The organism is Acidovorax radicis, assembly GCF_020510705.1.
Lineage (GTDB): Bacteria > Pseudomonadota > Gammaproteobacteria > Burkholderiales > Burkholderiaceae_C > Acidovorax > Acidovorax radicis_A.
Genome location: NZ_CP075184.1, coordinates 411302 through 435587 on the forward strand (window position 1 = coordinate 411302; position 24286 = coordinate 435587).

The 24286-nt window shown below is 61.3% G+C and carries 24 protein-coding genes, 4 tRNA genes and 1 pseudogene; 17 read left to right on the forward strand and 12 right to left on the reverse strand.

Going from position 1 to position 24286, the window contains the following annotated elements; translation table 11 throughout:
* Positions 1–20 precede the first annotated feature (20 nt).
* The 5 genes from KI609_RS01860 to KI609_RS01880 all read right to left on the reverse strand — a co-directional run bounded on the left by KI609_RS01860 (position 21) and on the right by KI609_RS01880 (position 3745).
* On the reverse strand, positions 21–854 hold the full coding sequence (locus KI609_RS01860; protein ID WP_226446537.1) for a DMT family transporter: 834 nt from the start codon (positions 852–854) through the stop codon (positions 21–23).
* A gap of 54 nt (positions 855–908) precedes the next feature.
* Positions 909–1622, reverse strand: a complete 714-nt coding sequence (locus tag KI609_RS01865) for an AraC family transcriptional regulator (RefSeq protein ID WP_226446539.1) — start codon at positions 1620–1622, stop codon at positions 909–911.
* Positions 1623–1653: 31 nt separating this feature from the next.
* Positions 1654–2634: a lipoyl synthase gene (lipA, locus tag KI609_RS01870; protein ID WP_226446540.1), complete on the reverse strand. Its 981-nt coding sequence runs from the start codon at positions 2632–2634 to the stop codon at positions 1654–1656.
* 15 nt (positions 2635–2649) lie between these two features.
* On the reverse strand, positions 2650–3345 hold the full coding sequence (gene lipB, locus KI609_RS01875) for a lipoyl(octanoyl) transferase LipB (RefSeq protein WP_226446541.1): 696 nt from the start codon (positions 3343–3345) through the stop codon (positions 2650–2652).
* A gap of 82 nt (positions 3346–3427) precedes the next feature.
* Positions 3428–3745 (reverse strand): YbeD family protein, encoded by a 318-nt coding sequence (locus KI609_RS01880; protein ID WP_226446542.1) that lies wholly within the window; start codon positions 3743–3745, stop codon positions 3428–3430.
* A 286-nt stretch (positions 3746–4031) separates the two neighbouring features.
* Here KI609_RS01880 and KI609_RS01885 point away from each other — a divergent pair, with 286 nt between their 5' ends.
* From KI609_RS01885 to KI609_RS01925, 9 genes are all read left to right on the forward strand, one after another.
* Positions 4032–4505 carry an ATP synthase subunit I gene (locus KI609_RS01885; protein ID WP_226446543.1) on the forward strand — a complete coding sequence of 158 codons (474 nt, stop codon included), beginning with the start codon at positions 4032–4034 and terminating at the stop codon, positions 4503–4505.
* Positions 4506–4524: 19 nt separating this feature from the next.
* Complete coding sequence (gene atpB, locus KI609_RS01890; protein WP_226446544.1) at positions 4525–5403, forward strand: F0F1 ATP synthase subunit A; 879 nt, start codon at positions 4525–4527, stop codon at positions 5401–5403.
* A gap of 52 nt (positions 5404–5455) precedes the next feature.
* A complete protein-coding gene (gene atpE / locus KI609_RS01895) occupies positions 5456–5725 on the forward strand; it encodes a F0F1 ATP synthase subunit C (RefSeq protein WP_226446545.1) in 270 nt (89 codons plus the stop codon).
* A 34-nt stretch (positions 5726–5759) separates the two neighbouring features.
* On the forward strand, positions 5760–6230 hold the full coding sequence (locus KI609_RS01900) for a F0F1 ATP synthase subunit B (RefSeq protein ID WP_226446546.1): 471 nt from the start codon (positions 5760–5762) through the stop codon (positions 6228–6230).
* A 10-nt stretch (positions 6231–6240) separates the two neighbouring features.
* Positions 6241–6783, forward strand: a complete 543-nt coding sequence (locus KI609_RS01905) for a F0F1 ATP synthase subunit delta (protein WP_226446547.1) — start codon at positions 6241–6243, stop codon at positions 6781–6783.
* 42 nt (positions 6784–6825) lie between these two features.
* Positions 6826–8379, forward strand: a complete 1554-nt coding sequence (gene atpA / locus KI609_RS01910) for a F0F1 ATP synthase subunit alpha (protein WP_226446549.1) — start codon at positions 6826–6828, stop codon at positions 8377–8379.
* A gap of 40 nt (positions 8380–8419) precedes the next feature.
* Positions 8420–9292: a F0F1 ATP synthase subunit gamma gene (gene atpG / locus KI609_RS01915; protein WP_226446551.1), complete on the forward strand. Its 873-nt coding sequence runs from the start codon at positions 8420–8422 to the stop codon at positions 9290–9292.
* A gap of 43 nt (positions 9293–9335) precedes the next feature.
* The gene (gene atpD / locus KI609_RS01920) at positions 9336–10742 is read left to right on the forward strand and encodes a F0F1 ATP synthase subunit beta (protein WP_226446553.1); all 1407 of its coding nucleotides are present in this window, start codon (positions 9336–9338) and stop codon (positions 10740–10742) included.
* A gap of 87 nt (positions 10743–10829) precedes the next feature.
* Entirely contained in the window at positions 10830–11246 is a 417-nt protein-coding gene (locus KI609_RS01925) for a F0F1 ATP synthase subunit epsilon (protein ID WP_226446555.1), read from the forward strand.
* 133 nt (positions 11247–11379) lie between these two features.
* Here KI609_RS01925 and KI609_RS01930 read toward each other — a convergent pair whose 3' ends face one another.
* Genes KI609_RS01930 through KI609_RS01940 form a run of 3 tightly spaced genes read right to left on the reverse strand, consistent with a single transcriptional unit; the run spans position 11380 to position 13491 of the window.
* Positions 11380–11940, reverse strand: a complete 561-nt coding sequence (locus KI609_RS01930) for a TPM domain-containing protein (RefSeq protein WP_226446557.1) — start codon at positions 11938–11940, stop codon at positions 11380–11382.
* The gene (locus KI609_RS01935; protein ID WP_226446559.1) at positions 11940–12842 is read right to left on the reverse strand and encodes a TPM domain-containing protein; all 903 of its coding nucleotides are present in this window, start codon (positions 12840–12842) and stop codon (positions 11940–11942) included. The genes KI609_RS01930 and KI609_RS01935 overlap by 1 nt, the downstream gene beginning before the upstream one ends.
* 37 nt (positions 12843–12879) lie before the next feature.
* Entirely contained in the window at positions 12880–13491 is a 612-nt protein-coding gene (locus tag KI609_RS01940; protein WP_226446561.1) for a LemA family protein, read from the reverse strand.
* 209 nt (positions 13492–13700) lie between these two features.
* Here KI609_RS01940 and KI609_RS01945 point away from each other — a divergent pair.
* The 3 genes and pseudogenes from KI609_RS01945 to KI609_RS01955 all read left to right on the forward strand — a co-directional run.
* Positions 13701–14102 (forward strand): annotated as a pseudogene (locus tag KI609_RS01945) (YybH family protein); the annotation flags it as partial.
* A gap of 82 nt (positions 14103–14184) precedes the next feature.
* Positions 14185–15222 carry a YheT family hydrolase gene (locus tag KI609_RS01950; RefSeq protein WP_226446564.1) on the forward strand — a complete coding sequence of 346 codons (1038 nt, stop codon included), beginning with the start codon at positions 14185–14187 and terminating at the stop codon, positions 15220–15222.
* Positions 15215–15787, forward strand: a complete 573-nt coding sequence (locus KI609_RS01955; protein WP_226446566.1) for a DUF2946 family protein — start codon at positions 15215–15217, stop codon at positions 15785–15787. Before KI609_RS01950 ends, KI609_RS01955 begins: the two co-directional genes overlap by 8 nt.
* 119 nt (positions 15788–15906) lie before the next feature.
* Here KI609_RS01955 and KI609_RS01960 read toward each other — a convergent pair whose 3' ends face one another.
* The 4 genes from KI609_RS01960 to KI609_RS01975 form a co-directional block, all read right to left on the reverse strand.
* Entirely contained in the window at positions 15907–16770 is an 864-nt protein-coding gene (locus KI609_RS01960) for a c-type cytochrome (protein WP_226446568.1), read from the reverse strand.
* 156 nt (positions 16771–16926) lie between these two features.
* Positions 16927–18348 (reverse strand): efflux transporter outer membrane subunit, encoded by a 1422-nt coding sequence (locus tag KI609_RS01965; protein ID WP_226446570.1) that lies wholly within the window; start codon positions 18346–18348, stop codon positions 16927–16929.
* Complete coding sequence (locus tag KI609_RS01970) at positions 18341–21496, reverse strand: efflux RND transporter permease subunit (protein ID WP_226446572.1); 3156 nt, start codon at positions 21494–21496, stop codon at positions 18341–18343. The genes KI609_RS01965 and KI609_RS01970 overlap by 8 nt, the downstream gene beginning before the upstream one ends.
* Before the next feature lie 13 nt (positions 21497–21509).
* Entirely contained in the window at positions 21510–22778 is a 1269-nt protein-coding gene (locus tag KI609_RS01975; protein ID WP_413463364.1) for an efflux RND transporter periplasmic adaptor subunit, read from the reverse strand.
* Between the two features lie 182 nt (positions 22779–22960).
* Here KI609_RS01975 and KI609_RS01980 point away from each other — a divergent pair, with 182 nt between their 5' ends.
* The 5 genes from KI609_RS01980 (at position 22961) to KI609_RS02000 (ending at position 24229) form a co-directional block, all read left to right on the forward strand.
* Complete coding sequence (locus KI609_RS01980) at positions 22961–23602, forward strand: TetR family transcriptional regulator (protein ID WP_226446574.1); 642 nt, start codon at positions 22961–22963, stop codon at positions 23600–23602.
* Positions 23603–23681: 79 nt separating this feature from the next.
* Positions 23682–23757 (forward strand) — tRNA-Arg (locus KI609_RS01985).
* Between the two features lie 98 nt (positions 23758–23855).
* A tRNA-Tyr gene (locus KI609_RS01990) sits at positions 23856–23941 on the forward strand.
* 72 nt (positions 23942–24013) lie between these two features.
* A tRNA-Gly gene (locus KI609_RS01995) sits at positions 24014–24087 on the forward strand.
* 67 nt (positions 24088–24154) lie between these two features.
* A tRNA-Thr gene (locus tag KI609_RS02000) sits at positions 24155–24229 on the forward strand.
* The last annotated feature ends 57 nt before the right edge of the window (positions 24230–24286 follow it).

Below are 24286 nucleotides of genomic sequence, written 5' to 3' on the forward strand. Positions count from 1 at the left end.
TCGGATTAAAAGCTCATCGGTTAGCGCGCCCGCATCCCCATCACTGCCGCGCTGATGATCATCACCGTGGCCAAGGCGATGCTCCAGGTGAATGTGCGGCCGCTCACCAGGATCAGCAGCGCGGTGGACGCCAGCGGCGTGATGTAGCTCAGGATGCCGATGTGCCGCGCATCCCCGAGCTTGAGCGCCTTGTCCCACATGAAAAACGACGCCCCCAGCGGCCCCAGGCCCAGCACCGCCAGCAGCCCCCAGTCGCGCGGTTGCAGCGCCACGGTGGGTTCCAGCGCCACATGGCATAGCAGCGACAACACGCCCGACACCAAGCCGAACAGCCCAATGGCCGTGGTCGGGAAGGCCGCCACGCGTTTGGTCAGCAACGAGTAGGTGGCCCAGATGAAGGCCGCCGCCAGCGCGGGCAGATAGCCCCAGGCCAGCGTGCCGCTCAGCTCACGCCCGCCCGCCATGGCGATGGCCGCACCCGCGAAACCCAGCAGCGCGGCCAGCACATGCGGCAGGCGCAGCGCCACGCCGGGCAGCACCACGGGCGAGAGCACCACGATGAGCAGCGGCCACAGGTAGTTGACGAGGTTGGCCTCTACCGGCGGCGCATGGCGCAGCGCAATGAACAGCAGGAAGTGGTAAGCAAACAGGCCATACACACCGAGCGCCAGCGTGCGCAGCGGAATGCGCCACTGCGACGGGTCACGCAGCACAAACGGCCAGGCGGGCACGCTGCCGATGATGAGGGCAATGCCCGTGAGCAGGAACGGCGGAATGTGGGTGAGCGAGACGCCCAGCGAGGCGAGAGAGGCCCACAGCGCGATGGCACCCAGGGCGTACAGATTGGCTTGCATGGCGCCGAGCTTACGCGCCCGCATCGTCGCGCAACGGGGGCGCATCGTCGCGTGTCAACGGTGATTGTCGGTGCGGCGCAGCGCGGCCGTGAGGGCCGAGGGCGAGCGGTAGCCCGTGCGCCGCGCCACCTCGGCCACGGCCATGCCCGCGCCGCGCAGCAGCCGCGCCTGCGCTAGGCGGTGGCTGCGCAGCCAGGCCATGGCACCCATGCCCTGGTCTTCGTGGCAGCGGGCGGCAAACTGGCTGGGGCTCAGATGCACCTGGGCGGCCAGGTCGGCCACGGTGAGTTCGCGGTGCCACTGCCCGGCGGCCCATTGCTGCAGCGCAGACCAATCGATGGCTCGTCTGCGTGCCGTACCGGGCGCTGCAGTGCGCGAGCTGCCGTCGCCTAGCCATGCCTCCAGCAGCAGGGCCGGGCCGTGGGTCTGTGCGAGGGGGCGACCCTGTTGCAATGCGCTGGCCAGGTAGTGTGCAAGCGGCAGTGCATCAGCGGGCGGCGTGGTCGTGCCGTGGGGGCTGGCGCACCGTGCCCAGTCGGGGTGTGCACTGTCGAGCACCAGGCACACGCTGCCGCGAGACGATTCAAAGTCGTGGCGATCCCCCGGCGCAATCACGCAGCCGCTGCCGGGTGCCACGCGCACGCCACGTCCGGCAATCTCCAGATCCAAAGCGCCGAACAGGCCCAGCAGGATCTGGAAGTGGTCGTGGCTGTGGCTGCCCGGGGATGCGCCGTAGCGTCGCAAAGAGAGCAAGCCAGCCGGACCCATATGCGCTCTGCGGCCTTGCTCGGCGCCAGGCTTACACGCCCGCCGCGTGCGCCTGCTGGTCGGCGTGGTAGCTGCTGCGCACCATGGCGCCCACGGCGGCGTGGCTGAATCCCATCTTGTAGGCCTCTTCCTCGAACATCTTGAACGTGTCGGGGTGCACGTAGCGGCGCACGGGCAGGTGGCTGTTGCTGGGCGACAGGTACTGGCCGATGGTCAGCATGTCGATGTGGTGCTCGCGCATGTCGCGCATCACCTGCAGGATCTCTTCATCCGTTTCGCCCAGGCCGACCATGATGCCGCTCTTGGTGGGCACCTTGGGGTGCAGGGCCTTGAACTTTTTCAGCAGGTTCAGGCTGAACTGGTAATCGGAGCCGGGGCGCGCTTCCTTGTACAGACGCGGCGCGGTTTCCAGGTTGTGGTTCATCACGTCCGGTGGCGCAGCCTTCAGGATTTCGAGCGCGCGGTCGTCGCGGCCACGGAAGTCGGGCACCAGGATTTCAATTTGGGTTTGGGGCGATAGCTCGCGGATGTTCTGGATGCATTCCACGAAGTGGCCGCTGCCGCCGTCGCGCAGGTCGTCGCGGTCCACGCTGGTGATCACCACATACTTGAGCTTGAGCGCGGCAATGGTCTTGGCCAGGTTCAGGGGCTCGTCCTTGTCCAGCGGGTCGGGACGGCCATGGCCCACGTCGCAGAACGGGCAGCGGCGCGTGCACTTGTCGCCCATGATCATGAAGGTGGCCGTGCCCTTGCCAAAGCACTCGCCGATGTTGGGGCACGAGGCTTCTTCGCACACGGTGTGCAGCTTGTGCTCGCGCAAGATGTCCTTGATCTCGTAGAAGCGCGTGGTGGGGCTGCCGGCCTTCACGCGAATCCAGTCGGGCTTCTTGAGCACCTCGCCTTGTTCCACCTTGATGGGAATGCGCGACAACTTGGCGGCCGCCTTCTGCTTGGCCAAGGGGTTGTAGGCTTCGGTGGATTGCGCTTCGCGGACGACTTCAGGGGTGCTCATGGCTGTAGGCAGAGTTCAGGGCGCCAACCGGATGCTGAGCTGCAGGCCCAGCACCTGCGCGGCTTCTTCCCAGGTGGTGTGGACCCCGATTGTAGAAAGGTCCACCGTTTTCAATCCTGCGTAACCGCAAGGGTTGATGCGGCCATAGGGTTCGAGATCCATCGCCACGTTGAGCGCCACGCCGTGGTAAGTGCTGTGCCGACTGACCTTGATACCCAGCGCGGCAATCTTGCCCAGCCCGTCAAAGTCGGGGGGCGAGGCTTCCACGTTGACGTGTTTTTGGGGGCGCTGGGGCAGCATGGCATGGCTGTGTGGGTCATCCAGCCGGACGTAGATGCCCGGCGCACCACCGACGCGGTGGCCTGTCACTCCAAAGTGCGCCAGTGTGCGGATCACCGCCTCTTCCACGCGGTAGACATACTCTTTGACGAAGTAGCCCGTGCGTTGCAGGTCGATCAACGGGTAGGCCACCACCTGGCCAGGGCCGTGATAGGTGACCTGCCCCCCACGGTTGGTGGCGACCACGGGGATCGTCCCCGGGTTCAGCACGTGATCGCTTTTGCCTGCGATCCCCTGGGTGTAGAGTGGGGCGTGCTCGCACAACCACAGGGTGTCGGTCGTTTCTTGCGTGCGGGCCGCGGTGAAATCCTGCATGGCCTGCACCGTGGTGGCGTAGTCCACGCGGCCCAGCGTACGAATGTCGATCGTCATGGGGTGTGCCTGAGAAGTCAGCGGGCCAGAGCCTCGGTGCCTGAGCGCCGGCGGGTGTGCCGATGCCTACAGACCGTCAGGCCTACAAAACCACCTTTACCATGGGGTGCGACGACAGCCGACGGTATAGGTTGTCCAGTTGTTCGCGGCTGGTGGCCGTGATGGTGATGGTGACGCCGAGGTAGTTGCCCGCGCGGCTGTCGCGCAGTTCAATGGACGCTGCGTCAAAGGTCGGGTCGAACTGGCGCGCCACTTCGGTGACTGCGTGCACAAACCCGTCTACCTTGGCGCCCATGACCTTGATCGGAAACTGGGAGGGGTATTCGATCAGGGAGTCTTTGCTCGCATCGCTACTCTGTAGGCTGGACTCGTTTTCAGGCGCTGGGGTGGAGGAGGTCATGCGGAAGGCCTTTGTCGAATTGCTTCTGATTTGATAGCTTTAAGCGCTTTGCTGGCAAGCGCTATGGGCGGATTGTCTCGATGAGATGTGTGTGCATGGCATGCTCCAAATTGGTGCTGGCGGGTGGTCGGGGCATGGCGAAGGTCGTTGGCACATCACCACAACGGGGCAAGACTAAGCACCCGTTACACGCAGGTCGGCGGATTTTTGTCGTGCGCCACGGGTTTTTACTTATAATTAGAGGCTTTGTGAAAGTTGCAGTCAGTAACGCGGGTGTCATTCAAGCATGAAAACAATCGCCCCTGAGACTGAAGCTGAGGCTGAAGAACCTGACTTCAAGCCCCTGACTGCCCAAGAGGCAGCATTGTGGCGACGCAAAAATCCTCCCATTTCGGTGGTGAGGGTGGTAGTGGGTCAAGCGCTGGTTGGCGTGCTGGTGGCTTTGGTGGCCTGGGCGTTGACGGGCAGGGCGGTGGTGGGGTGGTCGGCGGCCTACGGTGCTTTGGCGGTGGTGGTTCCGGCGGCCTTGTTTGCACGCGGGGTTTCTCGTCACAAGGCATCTTCCAATCCGCGGGCCGCCATGCTGGGGTTCTTTGGCTGGGAGATCGTGAAGATTGTTTTGACGGTGGCGCTGCTTGCGGCGGCACCTAGGTTGGTGCCAGGTCTGAGCTGGATGGCTTTGCTGGTAGGCATGGTGATCACAATGAAAACGTACTGGGCGGCGCTTTTGGTGCGACCTAGTGTCCGAAAAACCGATTGATAGAGAGAAGAGTTGTCCGATGGCCGCAGAAGCGCACGCTCCGACTGCAAGTGAATACATCGTTCACCACCTGCAGCATCTTCAAAACATCAACCAGACCAAGATTGTTGACTTCACCGTCATCAACTACGACTCCATCATTGTGGGTTTGGTTCTGGGTGTTCTCACGCTTTTGGTCCTGTGGTCAGCCGCCCGTAAGGCAACCTCTGGTGTGCCAGGTCGCTTCCAGGCGGCTGTGGAGATGCTGGTGGAGATGGTTGATAACCAGGCCAAGGCCAATATTCCCAGCGCCGAAAGTCGCAAGTTCATTGCCCCTCTGGGTCTCACGGTGTTCGTCTGGATCTTCCTGATGAACTTCATGGATATGTTGCCGGTGGACTTGTTGCCAGCGGTCTGGGGTCAGATTTATGGCGCCGCAGGCCATGACACTGCGCATGCCTACCTGCGTGTCGTGCCCACCGCTGACCTGTCCACGACCCTGGGGTTGGCGGTCGCCATTCTTGCACTGCGGTTTTGGTATAGCGTCAAGATCAAGGGCGCTGGTGGCTGGGCGCATGAACTGGTCTCTGCACCCTTTGGTACCAGCAAGAACCCCATTTTTGCGGTGATTCTTGGTGTGGTGAATCTGCTGATGCAGGTCATCGAATACGTCGCCAACACGGTCTCGCATGGCATGCGGTTGTTCGGCAACATGTATGCGGGTGAGTTGGTGTTCATGCTGATCGCTTTGATGGGCGGCGCCGCAGCGATGTCGATCTCTGGCGTGTTGCTGCCGGTGGGGCACGTGATTGCTGGCACCATCTGGACGCTTTTCCACATCCTGGTGATTTCGCTGCAAGCGTTCATTTTCATGATGCTGGCGCTGATCTACCTTGGTCAGGCGCACAACGCGCACTAAGTTTCCCTTTCGTTTTTTTCTTTCCTTCACTTTTTTTAACTCAGGAGTCATCATGGAAAACATTCTCGGTCTCGTCGCTCTGGCTTGTGGTCTGATCGTTGGTCTGGGCGCTATTGGCGCTTCCATCGGTATCGCGCTGATGGGTGGCAAGTTCCTCGAATCGTCGGCACGTCAGCCTGAACTGATCAACGAATTGCAAACCAAGATGTTCATCTTGGCTGGTCTGATCGATGCTGCGTTCCTGATTGGCGTGGCTATCGCTCTGTTGTTTGCCTTCGCTAACCCCTTCCTGTCGTCTTTCTTGGTCAACATGCCCAAGTAATTCCCGTTCAACGCCACTCTAGAAAGGTGTTGCCGTGAGTATCAACGCGACCCTGTTCATTCAGGCCATCGTCTTCCTGATCCTGGTGTGGTTCACGATGAAATTCGTGTGGCCGCCGATCGCGAAGGCGTTGGATGAACGAGCCCAGAAAATCGCCGATGGCCTCGCTGCCGCCGACCGTGCCAAATCCGAATTGACCGCTGCCAACCAGCGCGTCGAAAAGGAACTGTCACAAGCGCGCAACGAGACAACGTCCCGTCTGGCTGATGCCGACCGACGCGCCCAGGCCATCATCGAAGAAGCCAAGGCACGGGCCACGGAAGAGGGCAATAAGATTGTTGCCTCCGCACGTGCCGAAGCCGAACAGCAAACGGTGCAAGCCCGCGAAGCACTGCGTGAGCAGGTGGCTGCGCTGGCCGTCAAGGGTGCTGAGCAGATTCTCCGCAAGGAAGTCAATGCCGGCGTTCACGCCGACCTGCTCAACCGCCTGAAGACCGAGCTGTAAGGGGACACTCATGGCTGAACTCGCCACCATTGCCCGCCCTTACGCCGATGCCCTGTTCAAGGCCGCAACTGCGGGTGCGGGCATGGACCTGGCCAGCACTGCTGCCTGGGTCGATGAACTGGCGGCTATTGCTGCCAACCCCCAGTTGCGTCAGCTGGCGGACAATCCCAAGGTGACAGCAGACCAGGTGTTTGCTGTTGTCACGGGTGTTGCGCGTTTGGCGCAGTCCGACACGGCCAAGAACTTCCTGCGCACGGTTATCGACAATGGGCGCCTCAACGCGCTGCCGGAAGTCGCTGTGCAGTTTCGTGCCCTCGTGAATCGCCGCAATGGCTCATCGGATGCCGTGGTGTACAGCGCCTTTCCGATGGACGCCGCTGCATTGGCTGAGGTGGGCTCTGCGCTTGAAAAACGCTTTGACCGCAAGCTCAATCTCTCCGTTCAGCAGGACAACTCCCTGATCGGTGGCATTCGCGTAGTGGTGGGTGACGAGGTGCTGGACACTTCGGTCAAGGCCCGTCTTGAACAAATGAAAGCGGCCCTCATCGCGTAATGCGCGACGAGGACAGCGAACCAAAGAAGGAAGGAAAGAGTCATGCAACTCAATCCCGCAGAAATTTCTGAACTCATCAAGAGCCGCATCGAAGGTCTGGCTGCCAGCAGCGATATCCGCAATCAGGGCACCGTGGTGTCCGTGTCTGACGGTATCGTGCGCGTTCACGGCCTGTCGGACGTGATGCAGGGCGAAATGCTGGAGTTCCCCGCGAATGCAGAGGGCGTTCCCTCCTACGGCCTGGCGCTGAATCTGGAGCGCGACTCCGTCGGCGCCGTGATTCTGGGTGAATACGAGCACATCTCCGAAGGCAACACCGTCAAGTGCACGGGGCGCATTCTGGAAGTGCCCGTGGGCCCCGAACTCATTGGCCGCGTGGTGAATGCCCTGGGTCAGCCTATCGATGGCAAAGGCCCGATCAATGCCAAGATGACGGATGTGATCGAAAAGGTTGCTCCTGGCGTGATCGCACGCAAGTCCGTGGACCAGCCGCTGCAAACCGGTCTGAAATCCATCGACTCCATGGTGCCTGTGGGCCGTGGTCAGCGCGAGCTGATCATTGGTGACCGCCAGACCGGAAAGACGGCCGTCGCCATCGACGCGATCATTGCCCAGAAGGGGCAAGGCGTGACCTGTATCTACGTTGCCATCGGTCAGAAGGCATCGTCGATCAAGAACGTGGTCCGCTCGCTGGAACAAGCCGGCGCCATGGACTACACCATCGTGGTCGCTGCTTCGGCTTCCGAATCGGCTGCCATGCAGTATGTGTCGGCCTACTCTGGCTGCACCATGGGTGAATACTTCCGCGATCGCGGTGAAGACGCGCTGATCGTGTATGACGACCTGTCCAAGCAGGCCGTGGCCTACCGTCAGGTCTCGCTGCTGCTGCGCCGCCCACCAGGCCGCGAAGCCTATCCCGGCGATGTGTTCTATCTCCACAGCCGCCTGCTCGAACGCGCAGCCCGCGTGAATGCCGACTATGTCGAAGCTTTCACCAAGGGTGCAGTCAAGGGCAAGACCGGTTCGCTGACGGCTCTGCCCATCATCGAAACGCAAGCCGGCGACGTGTCCGCTTTCGTGCCAACCAATGTGATTTCGATCACCGACGGCCAGATCTTCCTGGAAACCAGCCTGTTCAACGCCGGTATCCGTCCTGCTATCAACGCGGGTATCTCGGTGTCGCGTGTGGGTTCTGCAGCGCAGACCAAGATCATCAAGGGACAGTCCGGCGGTATCCGTACCGACTTGGCGCAGTACCGTGAACTGGCGGCTTTTGCGCAGTTCGCCTCTGATCTGGACGAAGCAACCCGCAAGCAGCTTGACCGCGGTGCCCGCGTGACAGAACTGCTCAAGCAGGCCCAGTACAGCCCGTTGTCCATCTCGTTGATGGGTGCCACGCTGTTTGCCGTCAATAAGGGTTTCCTGGACGACCTCGAAGTGAAGAAGGTTTTGCCTTTTGAACACGGTCTGCACCAATTCCTCAAGACCAGCCACGCCGCCCTGCTCGACAAGATCGAACAGAGCAAGGCCCTGGACAAGGATGCCGAAGCCGAGTTGACCAGCGCCATCGCCGCTTTCAAGAAGTCTTTCGCCTGACGACTTGGACGACCGGATCTGACGACACAAGGAATCAACTATGGCAACAGGCAAGGAAATACGCGGCCAGATCAAGAGCTTCGAAAATACGAAGAAGATCACGAAGGCCATGGAAATGGTTTCCGTGTCCAAGATGCGCAAGGCGCAGGAGCGCATGCGCGCGGCCCGCCCTTATAGCGACAAGATCCGCAATATTGCAGCCCATCTCGGACAGGCCAACCCAGAGTACGTGCATCCGTTCATGAAGTTGAACGACTCCAAGACGGCCGGACTCATTGTGGTCACCACCGACAAAGGGTTGTGCGGTGGCTTGAACACCAACGTACTGCGCAGTGTGACCATGAAGCTGCGCGAACTGCAGGGGCAGGGCGTTTCTGTGGAAGCCGTGGCCATTGGCAACAAGGGCCTGGGTTTTCTCAACCGCGTCGGCGCCAAGGTGGTGTCGCACGTGACGCAGCTGGGCGACCGTCCTCATCTCGACAAGCTCATCGGGCCAGTCAAGGTGCTGCTGGACGCTTACGCCGAAGGCCGGATCAACGCGGTGTACCTGTCGTACACCAAGTTCATCAACACGGTAAAGCAAGAGCCTGTGGTCGAACAGCTGCTGCCCCTCAGGGCAGAGGCCATCAAGTCCGACGCCGGCCAGCACAGCTGGGATTACATCTATGAGCCCGATGCACAAAGTGTGATCGATGAGCTGCTGGTGCGTTACGTCGAGTCGCTGATCTACCAGGCCTTGGCCGAGAACATGGCGTCTGAGCATTCCGCGCGCATGGTGGCCATGAAGGCTGCTACCGACAACGCCGGCAATGTGATTGGTGAACTGAAGCTGGTCTATAACAAGACCCGCCAGGCAGCGATCACCAAGGAATTGTCGGAGATCGTATCTGGGGCTGCGGCCATCAGCGGCTGATCACCGGTCGCCTCTGCAAGAATCAAACTAATTGGAGCAAAAAATGGCTCAAGCCCAAGGAAAAATTGTTCAATGTATCGGCGCCGTGGTGGACGTGGAATTTCCGCGTGACCAGATGCCGAAGATCTATGACGCGCTGAAGCTCGATGGCTCTGCACTGACGCTGGAAGTCCAGCAGCAGCTGGGCGACGGCGTGGTGCGTACCATTGCGCTGGGTTCGTCGGATGGTCTGCGCCGCGGCATCATGGTGACCAACACCGGCAACCCCATCACCGTGCCTGTGGGCAAGGCGACGCTGGGTCGCATCATGGACGTGCTGGGCGCGCCCATCGACGAACGTGGCCCCGTGAGCCAGGAACTGACCGCATCCATCCACCGCAAGGCCCCTGCGTACGACGAACTGTCGCCTTCGCAAGAATTGCTCGAAACCGGCATCAAGGTGATCGACTTGGTTTGCCCGTTCGCCAAGGGCGGCAAGGTGGGTCTGTTCGGCGGCGCCGGTGTGGGCAAGACCGTGAACATGATGGAACTCATCAACAACATCGCCAAGGCCCACAGCGGTCTGTCGGTGTTCGCTGGTGTGGGCGAGCGTACCCGCGAAGGGAACGACTTCTATCATGAAATGGCCGACTCCGGCGTGGTGAACCTCGAGAAGCTCGAAGACTCGAAGGTTGCCATGGTGTACGGTCAGATGAACGAACCTCCAGGCAACCGTCTGCGCGTGGCGCTGACCGGCCTGACCATCGCCGAGTCGTTCCGTGATGAAGGCCGTGACGTGCTGTTCTTCGTGGACAACATCTACCGCTATACGCTGGCCGGTACCGAAGTATCCGCTCTGCTGGGCCGTATGCCTTCCGCCGTGGGTTACCAGCCTACGCTGGCCGAAGAAATGGGCCGCCTGCAAGAGCGTATTACGTCCACCAAGGTCGGTTCGATCACTTCCATCCAGGCCGTGTACGTGCCCGCTGATGACTTGACCGACCCATCGCCTGCCACGACCTTCGCCCACTTGGATTCCACCGTGGTGCTGTCGCGTGACATCGCTTCGCTGGGGATTTACCCCGCCGTGGACCCGCTGGACTCCACCAGCCGCCAGTTGGACCCCAACGTGGTGGGCGAAGACCACTACGCTACGGCCCGTGCGGTGCAAGGCACGCTGCAGCGCTACAAGGAACTGCGCGACATCATCGCCATTCTGGGTATGGACGAACTGGCGCCTGAAGACAAGCTGGCCGTGGCCCGCGCTCGCAAGATCCAGCGTTTCCTGTCGCAGCCTTTCCACGTGGCTGAAGTGTTCACAGGTTCTCCAGGCAAGTACGTTCCTCTGTCTGAAACCATCCGTGGTTTCAAGATGATCGTTGCCGGTGAGTGCGATCACCTGCCAGAACAGGCGTTCTACATGGTGGGAACCATCGACGAAGCCTTTGAAAAGGCGAAAAAGGTGGCCTGATAGCCCGACGGCTGAGCCGCCATGCCACAGGCGCATGGCTGCCCAGTCCTCAGCGATCACGCACCCCACCTTTTTCTAGGAGCAATGATGAACACCATCCACGTTGATGTGGTCAGTGCCGAAGAGTCCATTTTTTCCGGTGAAGCGCGTTTTGTCTCGCTGCCCGGCGAATCCGGTGAACTCGGTATCTATCCCCGCCACACCCCGCTGATCACCCGCATCAAACCGGGCTCGGTGCGCATCGAGATGGCAGACGGTGGCGAAGAGTTCGTTTTCGTGGCCGGTGGCATTCTGGAAGTGCAACCTGACTGCGTCACTGTGCTGTCCGACACGGCCATCCGGGGCAAGGATCTGGACGACGAAAAGGCCAACAAGGCCAAGGCAGCCGCCGAAGACGCGTTGAAGAACGCTAAGAGCGAACTCGATCTGGCCAAGGCCCAATCCGAGTTGACCGTGATGGCAGCTCAGATCGCCGCGCTGCGCAAGTTTCGCCAGAAAAAATAAGGCGAAGTGATTCGCCCCATGCCTCGCTCAGTCGTTTGAACGGTTGCGCCGGCTGAGCCGGTTGAGGGCTCACTCAGAAAAAACCCGGCGCTGCCGGGTTTTTTTATGCCTGTGCGGCGGGCGTTTAATCGGTCTACGCGATGATGACCGGCGCATCGGGCAGTTCATTGCCCGTGGGTGAATCGGCCCTGCGCGGGAAGTGTTCGGCCAGACAGGCGGTCACTGCGTCCAGCGCCAGCGCCAAACCCGCTTCATAGTTGCGCTTTTGAAAGTGGCCGGACATTTGCGCGACCACCGCGCGCCACTCGTCAGGGGATACGTGCTGCGCGAGGCCTCGATCTGCAACGATTTCGATCGCATGCTCGGGCATCAAGAGATAGATGAGCACGCCGTTGTTGTGCGCGGTGTCCCACACGCGGTATTTACTGAAAAGCATGATGGCGCGCTCACGGGCGCTGGCATTGCGCCACAGATAGCTCCAGGGTAGACCCCCTTCGGTCACGATGCGGATCTGACCCGTATGCAAGTGTTCACTCGCAGTGACCCGCTCACCCAGGCGCTGTATGGCTTCTTGAGTCAGTGCGTTGTGTGGATGAATGTCGCTCCAGCGATGGCGCAGCAGGCGCCAAAAAGGGTTGATCACGGGGCCGATGGGGTTGATCACCGGTTGGTGCGGTTGGGTCGGTGTTTTCATTACCAGTCTCCCGACGCGCCGCCGCCGCCAAAATTGCCACCACCGCCCGAGCTGAATCCGCCGCCACTGCTTCCGCCGCCACCACCCCATCCGCCGCCAAGGTCTCCGCCACCATGCAGCACAGGCCCCATGCGCCCCCCAAAAAACCAGGTGTACAGCAATGCCAGCACGCCAGCGCCGCCGGACAACAGCAGACTGGACGTCAGAAGAAAAGCCAGCACGCCCACGCCGCCGCCCATCAGCAGCCCGCCCAGCCCTGCGCCAAACAGGCGGCGTACCAGCGGCCCGGCCACCATCACGCCGAAGAAAAGGAAGATGGCAAGGTCGGTCCAGTCGAAACCGTTGCCGTGGCTACGGTCCCTGCCTCGCTCCGACGAGGTGGGGGTGGGCGGGGGGAGTGCTTCCCCCGCAATGCGGGCGCTCAGTTGTGTGGCTGCAGCGCTGAGCCCGCCGGCATAATCGTTTTGCTGGAAGCGGGGCTTCATTGCGGTGTCGATGATCTGGGCCGCCGCAATATCGGGGATGGCGCCCTCCAGCGACTTGGCCACTTCGATGCGCATCTTGCGATCTGCCTTGGCCACCACCACCAGCACGCCGTCGCCTACGTCAGCCCGGCCAATCTTCCATTGGTTGGCGACGCGGTTGGCATAGGCGGCAATGTCCTCGGGGGCGGTGGTCTGCACCATCAGCACCACCACCTGAGAACCGTGTGTCTGCTCCAGCGTGCGTAACTGGGACTCCAGTGCTTGTGTGTCCGGCGCGTTGAGCGTGCCCGTCTGGTCCATGACGTGGGCCGTGAGTGTGGGCACGGCCTGCACCGCACCCCGAGCCACGGTCCACGGCAGCGCCATTGCTATAAATAAAATAGCTGTTAGCGCATGCCGAATAAGCACTAGAGGCATATTTCACCTTGAGCGTTCAGCCAAGCCGTGGCGTGCATCAAGGCTTGGTCTTCGGTGCGGAGAAATCCACGGTGGGCGGGGTGGATATCTGGGCTTCGTTGGCGACCGCAAGGCTGGGCTTGGGCGCATAGCTGAACACCTTGGCGGTCAGGTTGGTGGGGAAGCTGCGCGCGAGCACGTTGTACGCCTGCACCGTCTCGATGTACCGATTGCGGGCCACGGTGATGCGGTTTTCGGTGCCTTCCAGCGTGACGCGCAGGTCACGAAACCCTTGGTTGGCCTGCAGCGTGGGGTAGCGCTCGGACACCACCATGAGGCGCGACAGTGCGCCCGACAATTCGCCCTGCGCGGCCTGGAACTTGCTGAACGCCTCGGGGTTGTTCAGTGTCTCGGGCGTGACCTGGATAGAGGTGGCTTTGGCCCGTGCCTCGATCACTCGGGTCAGTGTGTCTTGCTCAAAACTCGCTTCACCTTTGACCGTGGCCACGATATTGGGCACCAGGTCGGCGCGCCGTTGGTACTGGTTGAGCACTTCGCTCCAGGCGGCCTTGGATTGCTCGTCCAAGCGCTGAAAGTCGTTGTATCCACACCCAGTCAGCGTGAGCGCGGCGATTAACAAGGTCAGGTATGCGAGAAAACGGTGGGTCATGGCTTGTCCGACGAAAGTAGGAATAGGCTGAATGTGCCAGAAACCAGGGCGTGCGGGAAACTGGTGGCGCTAAAGCGCAGGGCATTGGCGCCCACCACACCGCGAGTGGTGCTTGGGCACTGCACGCACAATAGGGCTGCAGCGGGCGCAAGGCGGCCCATTGCAGGCAACTTCCGCAATTTCCATTACGCCTCTATTTGCACACCACCATGCCCCGAGCCCGATCCAGCGCAGCCGCCCACGATGGTACATCCGACGACATCGAAGCGGCTTTTTACGAAGCGCTGCAGCGCGGAGATATCGAGCAGTTGATGTCGTGCTGGGCGCACGAGGACGACATCGTTTGTGTTCATCCCGGAGGGCCCCGTCTGATGGGGGCTCAGGCCATCCGCTCGGCGTTTGAGGCCATGTTCTCACAGGGAACCGTGCGCGCGCGGCCCGTGCAGGTGCGCCGTGTGGTGGCTTTGGCAAGCGCCGTGCACAGCGTGGTGGAGCAGGTGGAGGTGATGCTGCCCGATGGCTTGCACCAAGCCGTGGTGCTGACCACCAACGTCTATCACAAGACCCCCGAGGGATGGCGTATGGTGGCGCACCATGCGAGCCCGGGCAGCGGCCGGTGCTCCATTGAGCTGTGGAGCAACGATGTTCAAGCGTTTTTGCAACTGCGCCTAATCAAGGCAATCGCTAGTAGCTATGAAATATGTAGCGCCGTTCTGGCTGCCTGGGGGACAGCTTCAAACTATCTGGCCCGCGCTGTATTCGCGTCGCGTTGTGGGCCCGCAGCCCCTTTACCGGCGCGAGCGCTGGGAAACGCCCGACGGCGATTTTGTCGATGTGGATTTTTTGAGGAGCGAACACGACACCGCCGTGGCAACGGCCGCCCGCAGTGCACCGCCCCCTTTGCTGGTGGTCTTCCATGGCCTGGAGGGCTCGTCGCGCAGCCACTACGGGCAAGCCTTCGCGGGGCTGGCGCGCGAACGCGGCTGGGCGTGTGTGTTGCCGCACTTTCGGGGTTGCAGTGGTGAGATCAACCGCGCGCCACGTGCCTATCACTCAGGCGACCACGCCGAAATCGGATGGGTATTGCAGCGTCTGCGCGCCGCCCACCGGGGCCCGCTGTTCGCGGTCGGTGTATCGCTGGGGGGCAACGTGCTGCTGCGCTGGGCTGCGGAAGTGGGCACTGACGCAGCAATCAGCGTCGATGCCGTTGCTGCGGTCTGCGCACCCACGGATCTGGCTGCAGGGGCGCGCGCGATCGGGCGCGGCTTCAACCGGCACCTCTATACGCGCATGTTCATGAAGACGCTGGTGCCCAAAGCCCTGGACAAGCTGGCCCAGTACCCAGGGCTGTTTGATCGCCAGGCATTGCTGCGGGCGCGTGACCTGTATGACTTCGACAATGTGTTCACGGCCCCATTGCATGGCTTCAAGAACACCGAGGATTACTGGCAACGTGCGTCGGCCAAACCTCTGCTCGCTCACATCCGCATTCCCGCGCTGGTGCTCAACGCAGGCAACGACCCATTTGTGCCGGCCGCGAGCTTGCCCCGTGCAGGCGAAGTCGGCCCGTTTGTCACGCTCTGGCAGCCACCGCAGGGCGGGCATGTGGGATTTCCCCAAGGGAGTAGACCTCCGGGAGATGTACGGGCCATGCCCGCCGCTGTGACGGAGTGGCTGGCCGCACACGGGGCGATGCCACGGCGCGAGAAGGCACAATCTGCGCATGGATGACATCGTCAAACAGGCGCTGGCCAAGTGGCCCAATGTGCCCGATTGTTATGGCTGGTTGGGCCTGGACGCCCGGGGGCGTTGGTACCTGCGCGATGACGCGACCCAGGCCGTGGGCGGGTTCGCGCACAGCCGGGGGGCATTGCTACAGCACGACAAGCTCATTGCGTTCATCGAACGCAATTACGAGGCCGACGCGCGGGGGCAGTGGTTTTTTCAAAACGGCCCCCAACGGGTGTACGTGGAGCTGGAGATCACGCCCTGGATATGGCGCGTGCAGGCCACGGATTTTGCAGTGACAAGCCATACGGGACGCAAAGCCGTGGTGCATGAGTGCCTGGTGGACGCGCAGGGCCTAGTCTATCTGGGCACTGACATTGGACTCGGCCTGGTGCATACCCAAGACGTGGGGCTCGTCGCGCAGGCGTTGGAGGCGGGCCAGTGGATCGCGCGGGACGTGACGGCAGCAAGCCTCCCGGCGACCTATGGCTATGTCTTGCGCCCCCAGGCGGCATCTGCAGCGGTTAGCGATGGACCACCAGATAGCCTGGGCTCGGCGGCCGCATAAGCAGGATCATCCTGCCGGCGGAGTGTGTGGTTTGCACCCATAAAAAAACCGGCCTTCGAGGCCGGTTTTTTGGGGGGCACCCCGGGCATTGCGCCCAGGCCTGCGCGAGGGCGGGGCGGTTATTTCGCGGCTGCCGCCATGAATTCGACTGCTGCCCGCAGGTCAGCATCCGATGCCTGTGAGCCACCACGTGGTGGCATGGCACCCTTGCCCTTGGCGGCGTTGCTGTACAGAGCCTCCAGCCCTGCGGCCAACCGAGGCGCCCACGCTGCCTTGTCACCCAGCTTGGGAGCGCCAGCAACACCTGCTGCGTGGCACACCTGGCACGTCTGTTTGTACAGTGCCTCGCCTGCACCCGCTCCACCCGCTGCCGGAGCGGCGGCAACCGCTGGTGCGGCTTCAGCAGCCGCTGCAGCTACGGGCTGTTCGGCAGCGGGGGCTGGGGCCGCAGATGCTGGCGCGGAGGAACCGTCGGCAGCAGGCGCAGCGCCTGCGGCGGGCTCCGCAAACTTGGCACCCGCTGCATTGGCCATGTAGACCACCGCGCGGGCAATTTCGGTGTCGTTGAAGTCGCCGCCGCCTTGGGGTGCCATGGCGCCCTTGCCGGTCAGGGCCGAATGCACCAGAGCTTCCAGGCCCGTTTTGATACGGGCAGACCAGGCGGCCGCATCACCAAACTTGGGAGAACCCGCAGCGCCGGTGGCGTGACACGCCGAACACTGTCCCTTGAACACGTCTTCGCCGCTGCGCAGAGGCCGATTGGCGTCACGGACTTCGACCATGCCAATCTTCTGAATGCGCTCTGCAATGGCTTTCTCGGGGTTGGCAGCACCCGCTGCAGGCTTGTCGGCCGAAGTGACGTACAGGACCAAGCCAATGATGGCAAAGATCGGGATCACAAACGAGAAAATTACCGCGATCAGCAACTGCTTTGGGTTTTTGATCGGGCCGGTATGGGCTTCTTCGTGGTGGTTGTCGCTCATGACGTCCTCTGGTGTATCGGGGGCTTTGATGTAATCAACCCTAAAGTATATCTGCCGGGCTGGCCCGCCCCGCTGAATCAGCGGCGCAGGCCACACCCAAGAAGGCGAGGCGCCGCAGAAGCCGCGCGCGAAGCGCGTGGCCTGCGGGCTCGTTCCTCAGGACGGCTGCCTGGTGTCCGTTTCTGGGGCGCCTCCGCCCAGCGCCTTGTACAACAACACCTGGTTTTGCAGTTGCGCCAGTCGCACCTGCACCACCGCCTGTTGGGTCGTGAACAGTGAGCGCTGCGCGTCCAGCAGATCCAGGTAGCTCGCCACGCCATTGCGATAACGCAGGTCGGCCAGCTTCAGCCGGGCTGCTTCGGACTGCGCCTGCTGCTGCTGCGCTTGCGCCTGCGCTTCGAGGGTGGCTTGGCCCGTGAGGGCGTCGGACACTTCCCGGAATGCCGTTTGAATGGCCTTTTCGTACTGCGCAACGGCAATGCCCCGCCCGGCTTTCGATATGTCCAGGTTGGCCTGGTTGCGACCCGCATCGAATAGCGGCAACAACAAGGATGGCGCCACGGTGAATCCCCATGAACCGCTTTTGAACAGCCCCGACAATTCACCGCTGGCGGTGCCAGCCTGGGTCGTCAGGGAGATCCGTGGGAAGAACGCTGCCCTGGCCGCGCCGATGCTGGCGTTGGCCGCGATCAGTTGCTGCTCGGCCTGCCGAATGTCGGGGCGCCGCGTGAGCAGTTCGGACGGCAAACCCGCGGGCAACGGTGTCATGGTTGGGGCATCGGCCAGCTTGCTGCCCGTTACGCTGCTGCGTACATCGTCGGGCAAGGCCTGGCCCAGCAGCAGCACCAGCGCGTTTTCATCAAGGGCGCGTTGGCGTTGCTGTTGTGCAAGTGTGGCCCGGGCCGCCTGCGTGAGTGATTCCGCCTGGCGGTAGTCCAGCTCCGATGCCACGCCAGCGTCCAGGCGCATTTTGGTCAGGCGCACCGATTCGTCGCGGGATGCAAGGGTCTGGCGCGAAAGGTCGAGCAGTTCTTCGTCGGCAAGCAATGTCAGCCAGCCGTTGGCTACAGCCGCCACGAGGCTGACCTGTGCACCGTTGCGGCCCTCTTCGGTGGCAAGGTATTGGGCCAGTGCCTGTTCCTTGAGGCTGGCGATCCGGCCAAAAAAATCAATTTCCCAGGCCGAAATGGCCAACCCGACGGCGAACGAATTGGTCTGTGTGCCCGTTCCTGTTGCGGGTGCGCGGCTGGCGCTGGCGGCGAGGCCCACACCGGGGTATAGATCTGCACGCCGCACCTGGTAGGTCGCGCGAGCCTGTTCGATGTTCAGCACTGCAATACGCAAGTCGCGGTTGTTTTCGAGCGCCGTCTCTATCAACCGGCGCAACCGTGGATCCGCAAAATAGTCCTGCCAGGGGGCGGTGCTGGCCGCCCCTGGTTCGGCTTGCGGGGAGCTTGCTGACGGAAACGCGTAGTTCGCAGGCACGGGCGCCACGGGGCGTTCGTAGGTGGGAATGAGCGAGCAGCCAGCCAGCAGCGCGGCGGCTGCCAGAGCGATAGGGGTGCTGCGTTTAATCATGGTTTCCTACTCCTGCTTCTTCTGCATGGCGGCGGTTCATTTCCTGTTGCCGAGCGCTACCTTTGAACAGGCCACGAACCACGACGAAGAACACGGGGACGAAAAACACGGCGAGTGCCGTGCCGGTGAGCATGCCGCCCAACACGCCAGTGCCGATGGCGCGCTGGCTGGCAGAGCCTGCACCCGAGGCAATTGCCAGCGGGAGCACGCCCAGGCCGAAGGCCATCGACGTCATGACGATCGGGCGGAATCGCAGGTGAGCCGCAGCCAGTGCAGATTCGACCACGCCCTTGCCCTGGGCCTGCAGGTCCTTGGCGAACTCGATGATCAAAATGGCGTTTTTCGCAGACAGGCCGATGATGGTGATCAGTCCGACCTGGAAGTACACATCGTTCGCGTAGCCGCGTAACAAGGTGGCAAGCAAGACACCCAGCACACCAAGCGGCACCACCAGAATGACGGCAAGCGGAATCGACCAGCTCTCGTATAGAGCCGCCAGACACAGGAACACCGCCAAAATAGCGAAGCTGTAAAGGATCAGCGATTGGGAGCCTGCAAGCTTTTCCTCGCGCGATTGACCGGTCCACTCAAAGCCAAAGCCTGCGGGCAACTGAGCTGCCAGTTTTTCCATCTCAGCCATGGCTGCTCCTGTGCTGTAGCCAGCGGCGGGAGACCCTGAGATGCGCATGGCGGGGTAGCCGTTGTAGCGAGCCGTCTGTTGCGCCCCCTTCACCCACCGTGTGGTGGCAAATGCCGACAACGGCACCGGCTTGCCGAGACTGTTGGTGGCATTAATGCTCAGCAGATCGTCAGGCTGCATGCGGGCGGGCGCATCTGCTTGCACCACAACGCGTTGCAGACGACCTTGGTTCGGGAAGTCGTTGACGTAGCTGGAGCCTAGTGACGTTGAGAGTGCGGCGTTGATGGCGTCAAACGGCACCCCCAGCGCATTGGCCTTGTCGCGGTCAATGTCGATTTGCAGCTGTGGAGCGTCTTCCAGTCCGTCAGGACGAACCTGGGTCAGTACCTTGCTTTGCGATGCCATTCCCAATAATTGGTTGCGCGCATTCACGAGTGCTGTGTGGCCTGCGCCGCCCCGGTCTTGCAGGCGGAAGGTGAAGCCGCTGGCATTGCCCAGTTCTGGAATAGGCGGAGGGCTCAACGGGAAAATAAACGCATCGCGAATGCCTGACAAAGCGCCAAATGCGCGGCCCGCCAGGTCTTGTGCTGACTGGCCTTTGCCGTGGCGTTCTGACCAGTCTTTTAAGGTCACGAATGCCAGTGCGGCGTTTTGCCCCTGGCCGGAGAAACTGAACCCCACCACGCCGACCATGCTCTGGACTTCGGGCTGTTTGAGAATGAAGTCTTCCACCTGCTCCATGACCGCCAGAGTGCGTTGCTGTGTAGCTCCTGGGGGCAATTGCACATTGACGATGATGTTGCCCTGGTCTTCGCCGGGAAGGAACGATGTGGGCAGTCGCATGTAGACGACGGCCACGGCGCCGACAATGGCAACGTAGATGATCAGGTAGCGGGCTGCGCGCTTGAGCATGCGCGCCACCATGCTTTCATAGCCCTTGGCGGTGCGTGCAAATCGGCGATTGAACCAGCCGAAGAAGCCGCCTTTTTCGTGGTGATGGCCCGCTTCGACGGGTTTGAGAAGCGTCGCGCACAGCGCGGGGGTCAGCGATAGCGCCATGAATGCGGAGAATCCGATGGAGGCAACCATCACGGCCGAGAACTGGCGATAGATGTTGCCGGTCGAACCCGCAAAAAATGCCAGCGGTACAAACACCGAGATCAGCACCACCGTCACACCAATGATGGCGCCGGAGATCTGGCGCATGGCTTTGCGCGTGGCTTCGAGCGGAGAGAGACCTTCCTCGCTCATGATGCGCTCAACGTTTTCCACCACCACAATGGCGTCGTCCACCACGATGCCGATCACCAGAACCATGCCGAACATGGTGAGCACGTTGATGGACAAACCGAGTGCCAGCAGCGTGGCGAAGGTGCCCAGCAAGGCGATGGGGACAACAATGGTCGGAATGATGGTGTACCGCCAGTTCTGCAAGAACAGGAACATCACCAGAAATACCAGGGCCACGGCCTCCAGGAGCGTCTCTGCCACTTGCCGGATGGAGATGCTCACGAAGCGGGAACTGTCGTAGGGAATGCTCCAGCTCATGCCTTCAGGGAAGTAGCGGGAGAGCTCATCCATCCGTGTCCGCACAGCCTTGGCCGCCTCCAGGGCGTTGCCACTTGGCGAAAGTTGCACGCCGATACCGACAGCAGGTTTTCCGTTGAGACGCGCCAGGGTGGCATAGGCTTGGCCACCCAGCTCTACCCGCGCAACGTCTTTGATGCGCACCGTGGAGCCGTCATTGTTAGCGCGTAGCACGACGTTGCCAAACTGCTCGACCGTGGAAAGTTGCCCATTCACGACCACCGTGGCTGCAATCCCTTGGCCAGCGATGTTTGGCAGGTCACCGATGGTGCCGCTGGCAACCTGCGCGTTCTGCGCGCGGATAGCTGCCGTGATTTCGGCTGCAGAGATGTTGAAACTCACCATCTTTGCCGGGTCGATCCAGATGCGCATGGCGCGCTCCGTGCCGAACAGTTGCGCCTGTCCGATGCCGGGGATGCGCTGCAGCTCTGGAACAACGTTGCGGGATGCGTAGTCGCCCAGCGCGACCGGATCAGTGGTCGGGTTGGTCGAAGAAAGCATCGTGAACAGCAAGAAGTTGGAGCGCGATTTGTCCACTCGCACACCTTGTTGTGTGACCGCCGACGGCAGCCTCGGTGTGGCACGGGACAAACGGTTCTGTACGTCCACCTGCGCCAGATCAGCGTTCGTTCCGGTCTGGAAACTCAGCGTGATGCTGCCCGATCCGTCTGCCTGCGCCACGGACTCCATGTAGATCAGGCCGGGCGAACCGTTCATTTCGCGCTCAATGACGGACAGAACGCTGTCTTCCAGTGTTTGGGCTGAGGCCCCTGGGTACGACGCGTTGATGACAATCGACGGCGGCGCGACCGGCGGGTATTGGGCAATAGGCAGCTGCGTAATTGCCACGCCGCCCATCACCATGATGAACAGTGCAATCACCCATGCAAAGATGGGGCGGTCGATAAAAAATTTGGCCATGCTGGATTGCCTCTTATGGCTTTGATGCAGCGGAGGCGGGAGCGGCAGCTGCAGCGGGGGCCGCTGACGTACCCGGAGCCTGCCACGGGACAGGCTTTACCGGCGTGCCAGGAGGCAGCATCTGGAGCTTCTGAAATCCGTCCACCATGACCTTCTCACCAGCCTTGAGGCCGTCCAGTACAACCCAACGATTGTTTTGGGCGGCGCTGATTTTGATGGTGCGTTGCGATACCTTGCCGTCTTCGCCCACTACGCTGACCGTGTCGCCTTGCTGGGTGCGTGTCACAGCCTGTTGCGGCAGTGTGATGGCATTGCTGGCCTGTGCCTGCTCGATCAAGACACGCAGATACAAGCCGGGCAACAACTCGCCCTTGGGGTTGGGAACCTCGGCACGCAAGGTGACTTGGCCCGTAGTCGCATCAACCGACAAATCGGTGAACAGCAATTTGCCGGGCTGTGAATATTCGGAACCATCGCCCAGCATGAGCTTGATGCTTGCCGCTTCGGTGTTGCCTGCACGCTTGAGTTGACCGCTTTCCATGGCCCGGCGCAGCTGAAATACGTCGCTGGCGGATTGCGTGAAGTTCACGTACACAGGATTAATCTGCTGCACCACGGCCAGGGCGGTGGCTTCACCTTGACCGACCAAAGCGCCTTCGGTGACCAATGCACGGCCGATGCGGCCGGAGATCGGAGATGTCACGCGGGCATAGCCTAGATTGATGTCTGCAGTGCGAACCTGTGCTTTGGCAGAGGCAACGTCTGCCTGTGCCTGTTTCTCGGCGGCTTCGGCATTGACGTAGTCTTGTTTGCTGATCGCATTGGCTGCGACAAGCGGCCGATAGCGGTCAAGCTGGGCGCTGGCTTGTGCAAGATTGGCGTTTGCTTTGGCGAGACTGGCGCGCGCGCTTTCCGAGGCTGCGGCATAAGGCGCGGGATCAATGAGGAAGAGTGTTTGCCCCGCCTTGACGTCACTGCCCTCCTTGAAAACACGTTGTTGGAGGATGCCTGCTGCACGGGCGCGCACTTGCGCGACTCGCGAGGCCTCTACGCGCCCCGGCAACTCCGTGATGAGCCCCACGTCTCCGGGGGTCGCGGTGACAACGCCGACTTCTACCGGGGGCATTTTCTGACCGCCCGCTGGCGCGGCTGGTTCGCCACCCTTCCCGCACGCGGAAACCAACAAGGCTGTAGCCAAGCCAAAGGTCACCAATGCCAATGTTCCAGAGGCGGTGGGTGTGCGACGGGGTGTGTCGCCGGATGCGTTACGCAGTGAGGGCATAGGAGTCCTTTTGATATGCATCAAGAAATTGAGGTTCAGTCAGCGCAAGCTTCGCAGGGAGGCGTTCTAGCTGGATTTTGAATGGGATGACATAAAATTATACATACAATCATGAATGTATAATTACAGGAAGCTCATGTTTTGGGCGGATTGTTATTGCGAACCAAGGGAGGTTTTTCGCCATGGCCCGTCGGACGAAAGAGGATGCCATTGCTACGCGGAACGGCCTTATTGACGCGGCCGAGCGTGTTTTCCGTGAGAAGGGGGTGTCCCGCGCATCATTGAGTGACATTGCTCATGCAGCGGGCGCGACCCGGGGTGCCATTTACTGGCACTTCAAAGACAAGGTGGATCTGTTTGGCGCAATGATGGATCGGGTCACGCTGCCGCTCGAGCAGGGTTTTGGTGGGTTTGAGTCGAGCGCTTGTTCGGACCCGGTGCAGCGGCTGAGATCCGTCATGGCAATGGTGCTGCGCAGCGTGGCGTCGGATGAGCGGACCCGAAGGGTGTTTGAGATAGCGCTCTATAAGGTGGAGTATGTGAGTGATTTGATGGGGTTGCGGGAGCGTCATCTGGTTGCCGCCGAAACTTTCACACGCCAGTTGGCGCGCGATTTTGAAATGGCGGCGAATTTGCATGATGTACCTTTGCGGGTGACTCCGATGGAGGCGGCCATTGGCCTGCACGCTCTGTTTGACGGATTGATCCGTGGGTGGATTCTTGGCGAGGGCGGCTTCGACCTTCTGAGGGTGGGGGGCGCGAGTACCGACGCCTTCCTGGTGGGGCTTGGGTTGCCGTTGCCAGAGGAGAGGCTGCCCGACTGAGTGTGTTGGGTGGATGCTTGGTGCGCTGCGTTGCAGCCTCTCAACGTGCGATAATTGTCGGCTATTAGTTTTGAGAACTGCGGCTGTAGCTCAGTGGATAGAGTATTGGCCTCCGAAGCCAAGGGTCGTGGGTTCGATCCCCGCCAGCCGCACCAATCATGATGTTTGCGCCGAAAAGAGGTCTTGCTTGGCGCGCAAAAGTGGATGAATTTTTCGGCCGTTGAAAATTTAGTGATATAATTCGAAATTCTCCGGAGGGGTGCCCGAGTGGCTAAAGGGGGCAGACTGTAAATCTGTTGGCTTACGCCTACACTGGTTCGAATCCAGTCCCCTCCACCAGTTAATGAGTTGTGATGGATGTGGCCCGGCTTTTTCTAAGAAGAGATGGGCTTGCAAAGGCGGTTTGCCGATGCGGGAGTAGTTCAATGGTAGAACCCTAGCCTTCCAAGCTAATGACGCGGGTTCGATTCCCGTCTCCCGCTCCATTGCTGTTACTCGTTGGTTGGGTTGTGTGAGTTAGAGATTTTGATGTTGTGCAAGCGGCGTCAAGCTGCCCATGTGGCTCAGTGGTAGAGCACTCCCTTGGTAAGGGAGAGGTCGCGGGTCCGATTCCCGCCATGGGCACCACTTTCTGGTGCTTTCAGTTTTGGTTGCGCCTAAATACTGTTGTGTTGGTCTAGATTT